Origin of the sequence: Pauljensenia sp. UMB0895 (assembly GCF_030218905.1) — a bacterium.
GTDB lineage: Bacteria > Actinomycetota > Actinomycetes > Actinomycetales > Actinomycetaceae > Pauljensenia > Pauljensenia turicensis_A.
In genome coordinates this window covers 164,737-181,240 of record NZ_JASOQR010000012.1, presented here as the reverse complement: position 1 = coordinate 181,240, position 16,504 = coordinate 164,737, and the positions used below count along the sequence as shown (strand labels likewise).

Genomic DNA, 16,504 nt, shown 5'->3' with positions numbered 1-16,504 from the left:
GCGAGCAAAGCAAGCGAACAAGAGCGCATAAAGGGGAGTAAAATCGCGGTGCCGCCGCCCGTCTCGCGGATGGCCACAATGAAAGGAAGACACGTGCTGCGCACTCATAACATTGGCACCCTCAATACCGACCTTGTCGGTCAGACCGTTACTCTGACCGGTTGGGTGGATCGCCGCCGTGATCACGGCGGCGTTGCATTCGTCGATCTCCGCGATGCATCCGGTATTGCACAGGTTGTCGTCCGCGACGAATCCGTCGCCCACGAGCTCCGCTCCGAATTCGTCCTCAAAGTCACCGGCGAGGTGTGTGCTCGCCCCGAGGGTAACGAGAACCCTCACTTGCCCACCGGCGCCATCGAAGTGATGGGCGACGACATTGAAATCCTCAATACGTCCGCACCTCTTCCTTTCCAGGTCTCTGCGCACGCAGAAGACTCCGGCAACGTTGGCGAAGAAACTCGCCTGAAGTACCGTTACCTCGACCTTCGTCGCGAACCGGAACAGTACGCGCTGCGTCTTCGTTCCCAGGTGTCGCGCGCCGCTCGTGACACTCTCTACACGCACGACTTTGTCGAAATCGAAACCCCGACCCTGACGCGTTCGACCCCCGAAGGTGCTCGCGACTTCATCGTCCCGGCTCGTTTGTCGCCCGGCTCTTGGTACGCACTTCCACAGTCCCCGCAGCTGTTCAAGCAGATGCTCATGGTTGCCGGTATGGAACGCTACTTCCAGATCGCACGTTGCTACCGTGACGAGGACTTCCGCGCTGACCGTCAGCCAGAATTCACCCAGCTCGACATCGAAATGAGCTTCGTTGACCAAGATGACGTCATTGCCGTTGCCGAAGATGTCATGATGAACGTCTGGAAGCTCATCGGCTACGACCTGCCTACCCCGCTTCCTCGAATGACCTACAAGGACGCGATGGAAAAGTACGGCTCTGACAAGCCCGACCTTCGTTTCGGCCTCGAGCTGGTTGACCTGACCGAATACTTCAAAGACACCACGTTCCGCGTCTTCCAAGCTCCCTACGTCGGCGCAGTCGTCATGCCCGGCGGTGCTTCCCAGCCGCGTCGCACCTTTGACAAGTGGCAGGAATGGGCGAAGGCACGCGGTGCAAAGGGCCTTGCCTACGTCACCATTGGTGAAGATGGCGCCCTCGGTGGCCCCGTTGCCAAGAACATCACCGATGCTGAGCGCGAAGGACTGGCGGAAGCAACCGGTGCTCAGCCCGGCGACTGCATCTTCTTCGGTGCGGGTAAACCGACCCCCTCGCGCGAATTGCTCGGCGCGGCGCGCCTCGAAATTGGCAAGCGTTGCGATCTGATTGACCCCGACGCATGGGCATTCACCTGGGTAGTTGATGCTCCGCTGTTCAAGCCCACCGGCGACGCAGAAGCAGAAGGCGACGTTGCACTTGGCCATTCCGCATGGACCGCGGTGCACCACGCATTTACTTCCCCAAAGCCCGAATGGCTGGACTCCTTCGACAAGGACCCGGGCAATGCACTTGCCTACGCCTACGACATCGTCTGCAACGGCAACGAAATTGGTGGCGGATCAATCCGTATCCACCGCCGTGACATCCAGAACCGCGTCTTCAATGTCATGGGTATTGGCGACGAAGAAGCCCAGGAGCAGTTTGGCTTCCTGCTGGATGCCTTCAAGTTCGGCGCTCCGCCACACGGTGGCATTGCATTTGGTTGGGACCGCATCGTTTCGTTGCTCACCAAGTCCGAGTCGATCCGCGACGTCATCGCCTTCCCGAAGTCGGGTGGTGGCTACGATCCGCTGACCGAAGCTCCCGCTCCGATTACGCCTCAGCAGCGTAAGGAAGCTGGTGTTGATGCCCAGCCGAAGAAGCGTGGCGAAGAGGAAACCTCCAAAAAAGAGGCCGGTGAATCAAAGTGATAGCGCGCGTCCAATGACGCCCCTATCGTTCGCGTGGAAATTTCATCTCCGGTGAACAACTGAGCGCAGAGGGCGGTACTGAAGACTGAGCTCTTCGGTACCGCCCTCTGATTTATCCCATGGATTTCATCTGTGTCACCAGACTTCTTGCATGGCAGATTCGTCAGGTGGTAGGTCTGTTTCACCTGCATGAGTGCGTGATTTAGGGCACACTGTATGTATGTCGTACGTAGAAATGCACCCAGAGAATCCACAAGTTCGTTTCGTGAACAAAGCTGTCGAGATCTTGAACAACGACGGCGTGATCGCGCTTCCGACTGATTCGGGATACGCGATTGCCTGCAAGCTCGGCAACAAGGCTGGCATGGATACGATTCGTTCGATTCGTCGTTTGGACGCGAAACACAACTTCTCGCTCTTGTGCCATTCTTTTGCGCAACTGGGTGAACTTGTCATCGTCGATAACTCTCAGTTCCGTACGATCAAAGCTCTGACTCCGGGTGCCTACACTTTCATTTTGCCTGGAACTAAAGAGATTCCTCGCATGACGCTGAACAAAAAGAAGCACACAGTTGGTGTCCGCATTCCCGATCATGTCATTACCCAAGAGATCGTTGCAGCGCTTGGCGAACCGCTTCTGTGTTCGACACTGATTTTGCCCGGTGAGAGCGAACCGATGATCGACGGGTTCGAGGTGGATGATCGCATCGGTAAGTTGATTGACCTAGTGATCGTTGCTCCCGTCGGTGGTGACGAGGCCACAACCGTGATCGACTTCACCCAGGGTGCTGGAGTGGTCGCGCGTGCTGGTGCGGGGGATACCTCACTTTTTGAGTAAGTACTTCGTATGACCTTCTCACTTCTCTCCTGATAGGCTCAATGGAGCATATTGAGTAAAGGGGAGGGAAGAATGGCGCTACAACGCCATCTTGGTGCTGTTCGTGCGCATTTCGCGCGTATTCTTGCACTCCTTTTTGTGCTGGTTGGATTTGTTTTAGCCTGTGCTACCCCGTCGTTTGCGCAGGGCGATGGAAAGAGCGCGAACAGCCCTTTTTTAAAGGACTCTCTCTCAGACACGTTCACGGTCCTTTCAAGTTGTAGTGGACTTGACGCAACGCACCTTATTGCCGTCTACCTTGACGGTAACGGAACCCTTTTGCAACGTAGTGAAGCACTGGCAAACCCGCTGACCGGCGAAAAGCTTGACGCGAAGGTGTGGGCAGTTGGTACCTATGACGCGCAGAAAGAGCGTTTCGTGGCACCCGTTGAGATCCCTAACGGCACGAATAATGCTGACGGTACTTTGTGGGAAGCTAACGCCGCTCATCAACTCACTGTCTTCTATCTGACCAAGGATGGTCACAGTGCAGGAGAGGCTTGCGAGTTCACACGCTGGGTCGGCATTACGCAAAAGGCAATCCCGATTACTCCAGTCGATCCCGTTGAACCTGCTACTCCCGTTCAACCGGTAGATCCAGTGATTCCCAGTGAGCCTGAAAAGCCCGTAACCCCCGGTGCCCCGGTTGTTCCTGAGCCCGTTACTCCTTCAGCGCCGGCTACACTGTTGCCTGATGCCATTTCTGCGCAGACGAACACGGCGGCCGCCCGGAGTGCTTCGAATCCAGCTGTTCAGGTTCCTGCCCAGCAAACGACGCTTGCTTCTCCCGTTCCAAGCGAAGCAAGCTCAACGGAAGACCAATCTGACCAGCCAACAGTGAAGCTTCTTTCCTCCCAATCAAGCGAGTCGTCGGCGTCTTCACTGTCGGCGGAAGCCATTCTTGCTGCGCACGAAGCTAACGCCGACAACGGTGCTGCAATGAACGCGGCGATGGCTTTGTCCGCATCAGCCTTCGCGGCCGGTGGTGGCATGGTGTTAATCGCTGGTGGTGTCGTTGCACATCTACTGTCCGCCTCAGCGCCCACTCAGTGAACCTCGTGGACCTTTTTAGTTCCGACTCTTTAACTGCCGACGGAGTTCCGCAGTTTAACTCGCATGCTCCTCTTGCGGTGCGTATGCGTCCAACATCTCTCGACGAAGTCATTGGGCAACGCCATCTTCTCTCAGAAGGTTCGCCTCTTCGACGGTTGCTCGCTCCGGTTAAACCGGGTGCTCCTCAGGTTTCTTCCGTGATCTTGTGGGGCCCACCGGGCACTGGTAAAACCACACTTGCCTACCTTGTTGCTCAATCATCCGGTCGTCATTTTGAAGAATTGTCCGCGGTCTCAGCTGGCGTAAAAGATATTCGAGACGTTGTTGTCAGCGCGAAGAGGCGTACCGCGTCAACTGGTGAAGGAACCATTCTTTTCATCGACGAAGTTCATCGTTTCTCGAAGTCTCAGCAGGATGCTCTTCTCCCAGCTGTCGAAAATCAGTGGGTAACCCTCGTTGCTGCAACAACCGAGAATCCATCGTTTTCGGTGATCTCGCCGTTGCTCTCACGTTCGATCTTGCTGGTGCTCGAGCCACTCGAAGAAGAGGCGATTGAGCTCTTAATCCGTCGTGCTCTCGATGATGAACGAGGTCTGAATGGCGCTTACACACTGGATGATGACGCGATGGGGGGCCTCGTACGCCTTGCTGGCTGCGATGCACGAAAGTCACTGACTCTGCTGGAAGCTGCCGCTGGAGCAGCCGACGACCAACAGTCCCAAGCGATCACCCTTGATCACGTGCAGACCGCCGCGAACCAAGCGCTTGTCCGCTGGGACCAGGATCAGCACTACGACGTTGCTTCGGCGTTCATTAAATCGATGCGAGGTTCTGACGTTGATGCGGCGTTGCACTATCTGGCGCGAATGCTAGAAGCGGGGGAGGATCCTCGTTTTATTGCGAGGCGCGTCATGATCGCTGCCTCGGAAGATGTGGGTATGGCAGCTCCCGAGGTCCTATCTACAACCGTTGCTGCGGCTCAAGCAGTGGCAATGATCGGCATGCCGGAGGCGCGCATTATTTTGGCCGAAGCGGTCATTGCTGTCGCAACCGCGCCGAAGTCGAACGCTGCCTACCTTGGTATTGACAGGGCGATTGCGGACCTGAGAGCTGGAAAGAGCGGACCTGTTCCCATGCATCTGCGCGATGCTCATTACGGGGGAGCGAAACGACTGGGCCACGGCCAAGAGTACATTTATGCGCACGACGAACCGCATCACGTTGCTACCCAGCAGTATCTTCCCGACAATCTTGAGGGTGCACGCTACTATGAGCCAACCACGAACGGGCATGAGAAACTCATCACTGAACGCCTGTCCGTGATTAGGAAACTACTGAAACTACGGTAGTCTTGACGGGTTGCCTGTATGGCACACCTGGGGTCTTAGCCGAAAGAAGCAATTCTGGGAGTTGACCCCGTGACCAACGGATAGTCCGTGGTCATGACACAAGAAACAGGAAAGATAGAGGAAATGGCACAGAACCGTTCCCGCAAGCAGGTGCGCGAATCCCGCGCCCTCGGCATTGCACTCACCCCGAAGGCAGTCCGCTACTTCGAGAAGCGCCCCTACGGCCCCGGCGAGCACGGTCGCTCCCGTCGTCGTCAAGAATCCGACTACGCCGTTCGTCTGAAGGAAAAGCAACGTCTGCGCGCTCAGTACGGCATCCGCGAATCCCAGATGCGTCGCGCCTTCGAAGAAGCACGTCGTACCGCTGGCCTGACCGGTGAAAACCTGGTTGAGCTTCTTGAAACGCGTCTTGACGCCCTGGTTCTGCGTGCAGGCTTCGCCCGCACCATCCAGCAGGCACGTCAGGTCGTCGTTCACCGTCACATCCTGGTTGACGGCAAGATCGTTGACCGTCCGTCTTTCCGTGTGAAGCCGGGTCAGACCATCCAGGTCAAGCCGAAGTCGCAGACCACCGTTCCGTTCGAAATTGCTGCTCAGGGCATCCACCGTGACGTTCTGCCGGCAGTTCCCGAATATCTGGACGTCGAGCTTGAGCGCCTCAAGGCCACTTTGGTTCGTCGCCCGAAGCGCGCTGAAGTCCCCGTGACCTGTGACGTCCAGATGGTCGTTGAACACTACTCACGCTGATCACACTTTTGCAGAGCCCCGAGATTTTTCTCGGGGCTCTGTTGTTTTCTTTCACCCCGTTGGTCAGATGTGCTTTATCTGGCCCTCACCTATTACGATAGGGAACCATGCGCACCTCTGAAATTCGTTCACGTTGGCTCGACTTCTTCGAATCCAAAGGCCACCATATTTCGCCTTCGGTTTCGTTGATCTCTCCGGAGCCTTCCATTCTGTTCACCGTCGCGGGCATGGTGCCGTTTATTCCCTACATTCTGGGAACAGAGCCGGCTCCGTGGCCGACCGCAGCATCGGTGCAGAAGTGCATTCGTACGAATGATATTGACAATGTTGGTAAGACCACGCGGCACGGTACGTTCTTCCAGATGAACGGTAACTTCTCCTTTGGCGATTACTTCAAGGAAGGCGCTATCAGCCACGCGTGGGAACTGCTGACAACTCCGCAGGATAAGGGCGGTTACGGCCTTGACGGCGACCGCTTGTGGATGACCATCTGGGAAAAAGACGAGGTTTCCTTCGACTACTGGACGAAGACGATCGGCCTGCCCGCAGAGCGCATCCAGCGTCTTCCGTTTGAAGAGATCTCCTGGTCGACCGGTCAGCCGGGTCCTGCTGGCGCATGCTGTGAAATCCACTACGACCGTGGTCCTGAGTTTGGCCCCGATGGCGGTCCCGTCGCCGACGTTGCTGGCGACCGCTTCCTTGAAATCTGGAACCTCGTCTTCGACGAATTTGTTCGAGGCGAAGGTGAAGGCCACGACTTCGAACTCGTTGGCAAGCTTGACCAGACCGCAATTGATACGGGTGCTGGCCTTGAGCGTCTTGCATTCATCATGCAGGACAAGCCGAACATGTACGAGATCGACGAAGTCTTCCCGGTCATTGATGTCGCACAGCAGATGTCGGGCAAGAAGTACGGCTTGGGTGCCTCAGGCCCCAGCGCGGGTGTCGCTTATGACGATGATGTGCGTATGCGCGTTGTCGCAGATCATGTGCGTTCTGCGCTCATGCTGATCAATGACGGCGTGCGTCCGGGCAACGATGGACGAGGCTACGTGTTGCGTCGTCTGATCCGCCGTGCGGTGCGTTCGATGCGTCTTTTGGGCGTCGACGAGGCCACGATGCCGAGTCTGCTGACAGCTTCGAAGAACGTCATGTCCCTGTCCTACCCGGAACTCAACGAGAATTGGGCAACCATTCAGGACGTCGCATACGCCGAAGAGGACGCATTCCGTCGCACGCTGAGCGCCGGCACTACGATTCTTGACGCCGCCGTTCGTGATGCGAAGAAGGCTGGATCTCACGTTCTGTCCGGCGAATCAGCATTCTCACTGCATGACACCTACGGCTTCCCGATTGACTTGACGCTTGAAATGGCAAGCGAGCAGGGCCTGAAGGTTGACGAGGATGCTTTCAAGACTCTCATGCAGGAGCAGAAGGACCGTGCACGCGCCGATGCTCGCGCAAAGAAGACCGGCCACACCGACGTTCGCCTCTTCCAAGATATTGAGAAGCAGATGGGTGGTGGCTCGACCTTCCTCGGCTACACAGATCTTGGCTCCGAAGCGACGATCACCGCTCTTCTCGTTGATTCCGTTCCCGCTCCCGTCGCGCAGGCGCCTGCTGAGGTCGAGGTCGTCCTTGACCGCACTCCGTTCTACGCTGAGATGGGTGGTCAGCTCGCTGACCACGGTCAGATTCGCCTTGCAGACGGTGGCATTATCGAGGTCCACGATGTCCAGGCTCCGATTAAGGGGCTGTCGGTTCACCGTGGCACGCTGACTGAAGGCGTAGTGACGGTTGGTGCGAAGGCATGGGCAGAGGTTGACTCTGAGCGTCGTCTGGCGATTGCTCGCGCTCACACCGCAACCCATATGGTCTATGCGGGTCTGCGTCGAATCGTTGCCGAAGACGCCGATCAGGCTGGTTCTGAGAACTCACCGTCACGTCTACGCTTCGACTTCCGTCACTCCTCGGCTCTCGAGGGTTCGCAGATTAACGACATTGAAGCCCTTGTCAATGAAAAGCTTGCCGAGGACCTCGTGGTCAAGACTGACGTGATGTCGATCGAAGAGGCCCGCCTTTCCGGCGCGATTGCACTTTTCGGCGAAAAATATGGTGCTGAGGTCCGTGTTGTCACCATCGGTGACGGCTTCGATAAGGAACTCTGCGGTGGCACCCATGTTCCTACGACCGGCCACATTGGTCGTATCACGATCGTGGGTGAAGGATCCATTGGTTCGGGCGTGCGACGCATTGATGCGCTTGTCGGCAATGGCGCGTATTCGTTCCAGGCAAAGGAACATGCTTTGGTTTCCCAGCTGTCGACCATGGTGGGGGGCCGTAGCGAAGAGCTTCCGGATCGTATTGCTTCGTTGCTTGCTCGAGTGAAGGAATCTGAGAAGGAACTCGAGCGCATGCGCACTGAGCAAGCACTGGCTCAGGCGCAGACGTTTGCTGATACGGCACAGTCGCTCAATGGCATTGCTGTAGTCGCCAATGATGCAGGCGTTATGCCGTCCGCTGACGCGTTGCGCACTCTGGCTCTTGAAGTTCGTGATCGTCTTGGCGATGCGAATCCGGTTGTTGTCGCTCTCATCGGCCGAGTGAACGACAAGCCCTCGATCGTCGTTGTGACAAACGAGAAGGCACGCGAGCGCAAGGCTAAGGCAGGCGCATTTGTTCGCGCTGTCGCCCAGCACCTTGGTGGTGGCGGCGGTGGCCGTGATGACATCGCACAGGGCGGTGGCACCAAGCTCGACGCGATCAAGGAAGCGCTTGACGCGATCCGTCGCGAGGTTGCTCATTCGTGAGTCTTCGTCGCGGAACGCGCATCGGTGTTGATGTTGGAACTGTCCGGGTTGGAGTGAGTCGCTGCGACCCGGACGGCATACTCACAATGCCCGTTGAAACTGTTATCCGAGCTGATGACGGTTCTGACGTTGAGCGTATCTGCTCAATCATCGACGAATACGATGCCTTAGAAGTCATCGTAGGCCTGCCGAAACATCTCAAAGGTGGAGAGGGAATTTCAGCAAAAGGCGCTCGGCGCTACGGCAGACGAATTAAGCTAGCTAGGCCACATGTTCGTGTCGCATTGGTTGATGAGAGGCTATCCTCAAATCAAGCGCATGCGCGCTTACGACAGTCAGGCGTTCCAGAGAGGGAACACCGAGCGGTTGTCGATCAGGTGGCTGCTCAAATCATTCTTGAGCAAGCACTTGAAGCGGAACGAATGAGCGATCGAGCCCCAGGGCTTGAGATCATCATTGAAGGGAAGGATCTTTCGTGACGACGCCCAACTCGCAACGCCCTCCATTTCCTCGACGACGAGATATGCAGGGACGAGCAGGCACTCAGGCTTCGCACCAGCGCGCGCAGACACCGCCCGCAACGCCACAGTCGAATGATCTTCCTCTTTTTGAAACCGTGAGTAGTGAAACGACCGGCATGCGTTCTCGACGCCTAGAACTAGAACGTCGTCAAGCCCGCCGTCGTAAGCGTAATCGTCGTATCCGCGCGTTCATTATCCTGGCAATCGTTATTGCTCTCATTGGCGGTGCAGCAGTGTATGCCGTACGCCAACTGACCGCGCCTTCATCTTCCTTCTCGCAATTGGACGATGACTATCCAGGTCCAGGTTCAGGCTCTGTTGAAGTGACGATCGATGTCGGCGAAACAGGTGCCGAAATCGGTCAGTCACTGGTTGATGCTGACGTCGTCAAGAGCGTTGCAGCCTTTATCCGCTCGTATGACGCGAATAAAGCAGCCACAATGATCCGTCCGGGCACATACACGCTGAAAATGCAGATGAGGGCGTCTGATGCGGTTGCCGCATTGCTTGATGACGCTAATAGGTCTGATAACACGGTGACTGTCACTCCGGGTCAAACCAAGGCAGAAATTGCCGAGCGTATTTCATCTGTCACCGATTTCAGCTTTGATGATGTCACCGCAGCATTTGAAGATGCCAGCGCTATTGGTTTGCCCGATGTGGCTGGGGGAAACGTTGAGGGGTGGCTTGCTCCGGGTTCATACGAAGTGGCGTCTTCGGATACTCCGGTGACTCTGGTTGCCCAGATGGTTGCCACTACGATTTCCACGCTCGATAGTGCCGGTGTCGCTGAAGACCAGCGCGAAATTGTTTTGAACAAGGCTTCAATTCTCGAACGTGAAGTGAATCTCGACGAGTACCTGCCCAAGGTCGCTCGAGTGATTGAAAATCGCCTTGCTGATACTGAAAACGAGACTCGTGGCTTGCTCCAAATGGACTCAACGGTTCTTTACGGAGTTGGTAAAACCGGTGGCGTACCAACTGCTTCCGATCTGCTGGATGAGAACCCGTACAACACATACCTTCATAAGGGGATTCCTCCGAGCCCGATCGCTCAGCCCAGTGAAGCAGCAATCAAGGCCGTGATGCATCCTGCGGATGGCGACTGGCTGTACTATGTGACCATTGATTTGGATACGGGTGAGACGGTGTTTGCTTCAACGCTGGCCGATCACGAAGCCAATCAGAAGAAATTCAAGGACTACTGCGAAGCTCACCCCGGGAAGTGCTGACACAATGAGTTGGGCTGGCGTAATCGGCTCACCCATTGAGCACTCACTATCGCCTCTTTTGCACAGGGCAGCGTGGGATTCTGTCGGCGTGGGTTCTGATTGGACGTACCGCACAATCGAGGTCACGAAAGAAACGTTGCCGTCTTTCCTGTCCTCGCTCGATTCAGGGTGCCTCGGTCTTTCCGTGACCATGCCGTGCAAACAGGACATCATGTCTTTGATTGATGTCTGCGATCCTTTGGCCCAAGCGGTTGGAAGTGTGAATACCGTTGTCCCATCGGCAGGCGTGTTGACCGGTTTTAACACCGATGTGCACGGGATCGTGATGGCTATCGATCAGGCTCGAGCGCGCAGGGGGTGTGATGCGCCGCATTCTGCAGTGATCTTGGGCAGTGGAGCGACGGCGGCCTCGTCCCTTGCAGCCTTGGGCACGCTTGGTATCACTCGCACAACTGTGATCGCGCGTCGTTTTGGCGGACCGGGTTCGATTGTTGTGGCAGCAACGCGGTTGGGTGTTGAGATTGACCAGGTTCTTTTCAGCGATCATGAACGAGTGATGCATGAGATCGCTTCGGCAGACATCCTCATCTCTACGTTGCCCGCACATATTGGCGATGATATTGCCAAGCAATTGAGCCCGAGAACCGATCAGTGTCTGCTTGATGTCATTTATTCGCCTCGTGACACGCAGCTTGTACAGGTGTATGAAGCCAATGGCGCGTGCGTTGTCTACGGTGTCGAGATGCTTCTTCATCAAGCGCATCTTCAGGTTCAGCTAATGACGGGGAAGAACGCTGATGTGGAGGCGATGCGTCAGGTGATTCCTCAATGAGCGATTTTTTAAGTCTTCTGCGCGTCCGTGAAGCAACAACGGTCCAGGACTTGTCGCTTGCGTTAGCACTCGCAACATGGCTGATCATCATCTATTGGCTGTGGCGCTACGGCTGGCGCGTCCAACGCCGATATTTCATTGAAGCGACGCTGACACCGTATAAGCGCACGGGTATCGTGTGGACCTCCGCTTTGTTTGGGGCTGCAACGATTGTGACGCTGCAACTGAAACCGTCGGCACCGGCTATTGTGTCGGTTGCGATGATTGGGGCGCTCTCTGCTTTGGTTGATGCTCGAACGCACAAGCTTCCCAACGCATACACGGCTACGATGGCGATCGGCGTGACCTTCGGTGCGCTGGGCATGATTTTTCACTCGGAAACGCCCGTGAAAGTGATCGTGCGTATTGTCCTGTCGATGGCAATTTGGGCGGTTCCCTTGTGGATCCTTTCTAGGATCCCGGGCGGTGTCGGTTTTGGCGACGTGAAGATTGCTCCTGTCCTTGGAGCGTTGCTTGGGTGCGTTGGTATCCAAGCTGCCTACGGTGGTTTGATTATTTCCTTCGTTTTGGCCGGTGGCGCCGCGTTGTGGCGATTGGTCGTCGGCAATGCGGGGACCGGGGCGCGGATACCTCTTGGACCGTGGCTGATTCTTGGTGCTGCCGGTGGGTATATCGGCTGGGGTGCGATTCTTCAGTGGCAGTAGGCGGTTCTTTCGCCTACGCAGTTGACTGCATTCTTTTTGAGGGTACGAGGCCGGTCGCTTCGATGTGTGCGATGGCGTTATAGCCGGAGAATGAACGGCAGAGGTCGTGTTGACCTGTTCGTGTCAAGATAGATGAATGACTTTAGATCCTTCGATTGCTCAGCGTTTAAAGCGTAATTCTGCCGGTCTTGTTGCTGCTGTCGTTCAGCAGTGGGATACCCGTGAAGTTTTAATGCTTGGGTGGATGGATGACGAGGCTCTTCATCGGACGCTGACGACAGGGCGAGTGACCTTCTGGTCGCGAAGTCGCCAAGAGTATTGGCGCAAAGGTGATACGTCCGGACACCTCCAGTTTGTGAAGGCTGTCAGTCTTGATTGTGACGGCGATGCGTTGCTCATCGAAGTGGACCAGGTTGGGGTTGCCTGTCACACGGGGAAGCGTTCCTGTTTCGAAGAAGGCGGTGACCTTGGTGCAGTCATCGGTCAGCGAGGTGACGTATGAGCACACATGATGAGCCCATTTCAGTATCTCTGCTAGTACCCACTAGCATCGAATTGACGACGGTAGTGGCGAAGGAGCGCAATCATGACAGTCTTAGATGACATCATCGCAGGTGTCCGTGAAGATCTTGCCTTGCGCGAGGCCCACGTCCCCATGGACGAAATCAAGCGACGTGCACTGCGTGCCCCCGATGCCCATGACGCATTCGCAGCCTTCAAGGAACGCGAAGGCGCCGTATCGATTATTTCCGAAGTGAAGCGTTCCTCTCCGTCAAGGGGCGCTCTTGCTGATATTCCTGATCCTGCGCGTCTTGCGTCGATCTACGAAGAAGGTGGCGCAACCGCCATTTCTGTTCTAACGGAAAAACGTCGTTTCTCTGGCTCCCTCGCTGACCTTGATGCAGTGCGTGCCGCAGTGGATATTCCAGTGCTCCGCAAGGATTTTATTGTTACTCCGTATCAGATTCACGAGGCGCGGGCACATGGAGCGGACCTCGTCCTCTTGATTGTCGCCGCACTTGAACAGCCGGCACTTGTCTCGCTTCTGGAACGCGTCCATTCGCTGGGGATGAATGCTCTGGTTGAAACGCATTCGCGTCTTGAGGCGTTGCGAGCGCTCGAAGCGGGAGCACGGATTATCGGGGTCAATGCTCGAGATCTGAAGACCCTTGAAGTTGACCGCGACACCGTTAACCAGGTGATTGATGTGATTCCAGCTGACGTTGTCGCCGTCGCGGAGTCAGGTGTACGAGGCCCCCACGACGTTTTCGAATACGCCAAGTGGGGTGCTGATGCTGTTCTCGTCGGAGAGGCTCTGGTGACCAGCGGTGATCCGTTGTCCTCCATTCGTGACATGGTATGTGCCGGCTCTCATCCGGCTCTCCTGACCGACCGTAAGGCGCGCGTTCGCGCCGCTCTAGAGGAGAAGTAACGTGGCACTGTCAAACGTTCAAGGCCCCTACTTTGGCCAATTCGGTGGACGGTTTGTCGCCGAATCATTGATGGGACCACTCGAGGTTATTGAACGTGAGTGGAAGCGCTTATGGCCCGATCCTGCGTTCCAGAAGCGTCTTCGTGACCTGTTTGTTGGGTATGCGGGTCGTCCGTCTTTGCTGACCGAGGCGCCTCGTTTCTCCCGCGAGCTTGGGGGAGTGCGCGTCTTTTTGAAGCGCGAAGACTTGAATCATACGGGCTCGCACAAGATCAACAACGTGCTTGGCCAAGCTCTTTTGACGAAGGAACTGGGCAAAACCCGAGTCATCGCTGAAACCGGTGCCGGGCAACACGGTGTTGCGACCGCCACTGCAGCGGCGCTTCTTGGCTTGGAGTGCACCGTCTACATGGGCGAAGAAGATACTCGACGTCAAGCACTGAATGTTGCTCGAATGCAGATGCTTGGGGCGGAAGTTGTCGCCGTAGCATCCGGTTCGAAGACTCTGAAGGATGCAATCAATGAAGCATTCCGCGATTGGGTGACGAACGAAGCTACAACCAACTACATCTTCGGTACCGCGGCTGGTCCTCATCCATTCCCGGAACTTGTTCGTGATTTACAGCGAGTGATTGGTGATGAGGCTCGAGCACAGCTTCTGGCAATGGAAGGCCGTTTGCCGGACATCGTCTGCGCATGTATCGGTGGTGGTTCGAACGCAATCGGTACTTTCACCGCATTCCTCGACGATCCCGATGTCGAACTACTCGGGTGCGAAGCTGGTGGAGACGGGGTTGAGACCGGTCGCCATGCCGCTTCGATTACCGCGAATGAAACCGGTGTTCTTCACGGAGCCCGCACGTACCTGCTTCAAGAACGAGACGGTCAAACGAAGGAATCACATTCGATTTCGGCGGGTCTCGACTACCCGGGTGTTGGCCCCGAACATTCGTGGCTCGCTGCGATCGGTCGCGCTCGCTACATTCCCATCAACGATGCCGATGCGATGGATGCTTTCCGGTTGCTATCGCGCACCGAGGGTATTATTCCCGCAATTGAGTCTTCGCATGCTCTTGCAGGTATCCGCCAGTGGGCCGCGCAGAAGGTTTGCGAAAACGGCGGTCCCTTTGCTGAAGGTGAAGGTCCGATTGCCATTGTCACTGTGTCGGGACGCGGAGATAAAGACGTGGACACGGCATCGAAGTGGTTCAACTTGGGTCATGCGACTCGTCAAGTGATTGACCCCAGTGCCGGTTCGACTGGCATTTCCCAGTTGGACGATGATGAAGAGGCGGGCAAGTGAGCAAAGAATTGAAAGCTGGGCATCGCATCGACGAAGCTCATTCACGAGGCGACGCAGCTCTCATCGGATACCTTCCCGTTGGTTTTCCGTCGGTTGATAATTCCATTCGAGCGGGCAAAGTCCTTGCAGATTGTGGTTTTGACGTACTAGAACTGGGCTTCCCCTATTCCGATCCAGGAATGGATGGACCCACGATTCAGAAGGCAACAGTTGCTGCTCTTGAACACGGTACTCACCTTGAAGATCTGTTTCGAGCTGTTGAAGAACTGACCAGTTATGGACTGACCACCGCGGTGATGACCTACTGGAATCCTGTCGAGTGGTGGGGGGTGGAGCGCTTTGCCCGTGATTTTGCTACTGCGGGTGGTTCCGGTCTGATTACCCCCGACCTTCCTCCAGAAGAAGGGGCGCAGTGGGAAGCAAGCGCAGAAGAATACGGCTTGGAGCGCACGTACCTTGTCGCCCCCTCGTCTCCGAGGCGCCGGTTGGAACTGATCAGTGCGCATAGCGAAGGCTGGGTGTACGCTGCCTCGACAATGGGGGTTACCGGTGCTCGCGCATCCGTGGGAGAGCACGTCAAGGACCTCGTTGAACGCACGCGAGATGCCGGGGCTCAGCGCGTGTGCGTTGGTCTTGGTATTTCGAACGGCCAGCAGGCGAAAGAAATCGGTGCGTACGCCGACGGCGTTATCGTGGGCTCCGCACTGGTGAAGACACTGTTTAACGAGCCAATTGACCGCGGCCTTCGTCTTCTTGAAGAACGTGCTCACGACTTGGTTTCAGGAGTGAAAGGAGCCCGATTGTGATCAGCGCCTCCATCCCTTCGCCGTCGCAGGGTGTCTGGTACATCGGTCCGCTACCGCTACGCGCGTACGGATTAATCATCGTTATCGGCATGTTTATCGCCGTCTACTGGACGTCCAAGCGCTACGCACAACGTGGCGGTGACCCTGAACTGATGTATGACGTGGCCCTTTGGGCGATCCCGATCGGTATTATCGGAGCTCGCCTGTACCATGTCTTCACATCACCCGAAGCCTACTTTGGTCCAAACGGTGATCCGGCTCGAATCATTCAAATCTGGGAAGGTGGCTTGGGCATCTGGGGCGGTGTCGCTCTGGGTGCAGTCGGCGCTTGGATTGCAGTGAAACGTTCCGGGAAGCGCCTTGGCCCGCTTGCTGATTCGCTTGCACCAGCATTACTGGTCGCCCAGGCCATTGGTCGCTGGGGGAACTGGTTCAATCAAGAGCTTTTCGGTGGCCCCACGACGTTGCCATGGGGTTTGCAGATCGACGACGCGCATCTGCCCGATGGTTTTGCCTCGGGAACCCTGTTTCACCCAACATTCCTCTATGAGTGCCTGTGGAATTTGACGATGGCAGCAATCATCGTGTGGTGCGATCGTCGTTTCCGTTTCGCCTCTGGACAGGTGTTCGCGCTCTACCTGATCGCATATCCACTTGGACGAAGCTGGATTGAAATGATGCGCATCGACACGGCTCACACCTTCTTCGGAGTGCGCCTGAACGTATGGACATCGCTCGCCATTTTTGCGCTAGGCCTCATTGTCTACTTCGTTGCCGGGAGACTGGGACGATCCACTATCTTGCAGGGCGACGAACGCTTCGTGCCTGCTGAAAGTGGCGAAAACGCTTCTAAAATCGCTGAACATGGGAACGATCACCTTGAAATTGAATCCCAGGATAAGAGTTTTGACGCCCAATCACGGTAGA

The 16,504-nt window shown here is 56.2% G+C and carries 15 protein-coding genes; all 15 read left to right on the top strand.

Features of this window, described 5'->3' with window-relative positions; translation table 11 throughout:
• Positions 1–93 precede the first annotated feature (93 nt).
• The 15 genes from aspS to lgt all read left to right on the top strand — a co-directional run bounded on the left by aspS (position 94) and on the right by lgt (position 16,503).
• Entirely contained in the window at positions 94–1,911 is a 1,818-nt protein-coding gene (aspS, locus tag QP503_RS05370) for an aspartate--tRNA ligase (protein ID WP_006681093.1), read from the top strand.
• Between the two features lie 220 nt (positions 1,912–2,131).
• Positions 2,132–2,749: an L-threonylcarbamoyladenylate synthase gene (locus QP503_RS05365; RefSeq protein WP_285067383.1), complete on the top strand. Its 618-nt coding sequence runs from the start codon at positions 2,132–2,134 to the stop codon at positions 2,747–2,749.
• Between the two features lie 72 nt (positions 2,750–2,821).
• Entirely contained in the window at positions 2,822–3,841 is a 1,020-nt protein-coding gene (locus tag QP503_RS05360) for a hypothetical protein (RefSeq protein WP_285067384.1), read from the top strand.
• A gap of 5 nt (positions 3,842–3,846) precedes the next feature.
• Positions 3,847–5,190, top strand: a complete 1,344-nt coding sequence (locus QP503_RS05355) for a replication-associated recombination protein A (protein WP_103632621.1) — start codon at positions 3,847–3,849, stop codon at positions 5,188–5,190.
• 123 nt (positions 5,191–5,313) lie between these two features.
• Positions 5,314–5,937 carry a 30S ribosomal protein S4 gene (gene rpsD / locus QP503_RS05350; RefSeq protein WP_040318548.1) on the top strand — a complete coding sequence of 208 codons (624 nt, stop codon included), beginning with the start codon at positions 5,314–5,316 and terminating at the stop codon, positions 5,935–5,937.
• A gap of 107 nt (positions 5,938–6,044) precedes the next feature.
• A complete protein-coding gene (gene alaS, locus QP503_RS05345; RefSeq protein WP_103632588.1) occupies positions 6,045–8,747 on the top strand; it encodes an alanine--tRNA ligase in 2,703 nt (900 codons plus the stop codon).
• Positions 8,744–9,226, top strand: coding sequence for a Holliday junction resolvase RuvX (ruvX, locus tag QP503_RS05340; RefSeq protein ID WP_103632589.1), 483 nt, complete (start codon positions 8,744–8,746; stop codon positions 9,224–9,226). The genes alaS and ruvX overlap by 4 nt, the downstream gene beginning before the upstream one ends.
• Complete coding sequence (gene mltG / locus QP503_RS05335) at positions 9,223–10,500, top strand: endolytic transglycosylase MltG (RefSeq protein ID WP_103632590.1); 1,278 nt, start codon at positions 9,223–9,225, stop codon at positions 10,498–10,500. The genes ruvX and mltG overlap by 4 nt, the downstream gene beginning before the upstream one ends.
• Before the next feature lie 4 nt (positions 10,501–10,504).
• Positions 10,505–11,332 carry a shikimate dehydrogenase gene (locus tag QP503_RS05330; protein WP_006681085.1) on the top strand — a complete coding sequence of 276 codons (828 nt, stop codon included), beginning with the start codon at positions 10,505–10,507 and terminating at the stop codon, positions 11,330–11,332.
• Complete coding sequence (locus QP503_RS05325) at positions 11,329–12,036, top strand: prepilin peptidase (protein WP_006681084.1); 708 nt, start codon at positions 11,329–11,331, stop codon at positions 12,034–12,036. Before QP503_RS05330 ends, QP503_RS05325 begins: the two co-directional genes overlap by 4 nt.
• 136 nt (positions 12,037–12,172) lie before the next feature.
• Positions 12,173–12,538 carry a phosphoribosyl-AMP cyclohydrolase gene (gene hisI, locus QP503_RS05320; protein WP_103632591.1) on the top strand — a complete coding sequence of 122 codons (366 nt, stop codon included), beginning with the start codon at positions 12,173–12,175 and terminating at the stop codon, positions 12,536–12,538.
• A gap of 84 nt (positions 12,539–12,622) precedes the next feature.
• On the top strand, positions 12,623–13,468 hold the full coding sequence (trpC, locus tag QP503_RS05315; protein WP_103632592.1) for an indole-3-glycerol phosphate synthase TrpC: 846 nt from the start codon (positions 12,623–12,625) through the stop codon (positions 13,466–13,468).
• 1 nt (position 13,469) lies between these two features.
• Positions 13,470–14,771 carry a tryptophan synthase subunit beta gene (trpB, locus tag QP503_RS05310; protein ID WP_103632593.1) on the top strand — a complete coding sequence of 434 codons (1,302 nt, stop codon included), beginning with the start codon at positions 13,470–13,472 and terminating at the stop codon, positions 14,769–14,771.
• Complete coding sequence (gene trpA / locus QP503_RS05305) at positions 14,768–15,577, top strand: tryptophan synthase subunit alpha (protein ID WP_006681080.1); 810 nt, start codon at positions 14,768–14,770, stop codon at positions 15,575–15,577. The genes trpB and trpA overlap by 4 nt, the downstream gene beginning before the upstream one ends.
• A complete protein-coding gene (gene lgt, locus QP503_RS05300) occupies positions 15,574–16,503 on the top strand; it encodes a prolipoprotein diacylglyceryl transferase (RefSeq protein ID WP_103632594.1) in 930 nt (309 codons plus the stop codon). Before trpA ends, lgt begins: the two co-directional genes overlap by 4 nt.
• The last annotated feature ends 1 nt before the right edge of the window (position 16,504 follow it).

Coding starts and splice junctions, on each gene's coding strand:
- rpsD (WP_040318548.1), top strand. CDS start 5,314: ATGGCACAGAACCGTTCCCGCAAGCAGGTGCGCGAATCCCGCGCCCTC.
- hisI (WP_103632591.1), top strand. CDS start 12,173: ATGACTTTAGATCCTTCGATTGCTCAGCGTTTAAAGCGTAATTCTGCC.
- QP503_RS05360 (WP_285067384.1), top strand. CDS start 2,822: ATGGCGCTACAACGCCATCTTGGTGCTGTTCGTGCGCATTTCGCGCGT.
- QP503_RS05330 (WP_006681085.1), top strand. CDS start 10,505: ATGAGTTGGGCTGGCGTAATCGGCTCACCCATTGAGCACTCACTATCG.
- QP503_RS05325 (WP_006681084.1), top strand. CDS start 11,329: ATGAGCGATTTTTTAAGTCTTCTGCGCGTCCGTGAAGCAACAACGGTC.
- QP503_RS05365 (WP_285067383.1), top strand. CDS start 2,132: ATGTCGTACGTAGAAATGCACCCAGAGAATCCACAAGTTCGTTTCGTG.
- alaS (WP_103632588.1), top strand. CDS start 6,045: ATGCGCACCTCTGAAATTCGTTCACGTTGGCTCGACTTCTTCGAATCC.
- trpC (WP_103632592.1), top strand. CDS start 12,623: ATGACAGTCTTAGATGACATCATCGCAGGTGTCCGTGAAGATCTTGCC.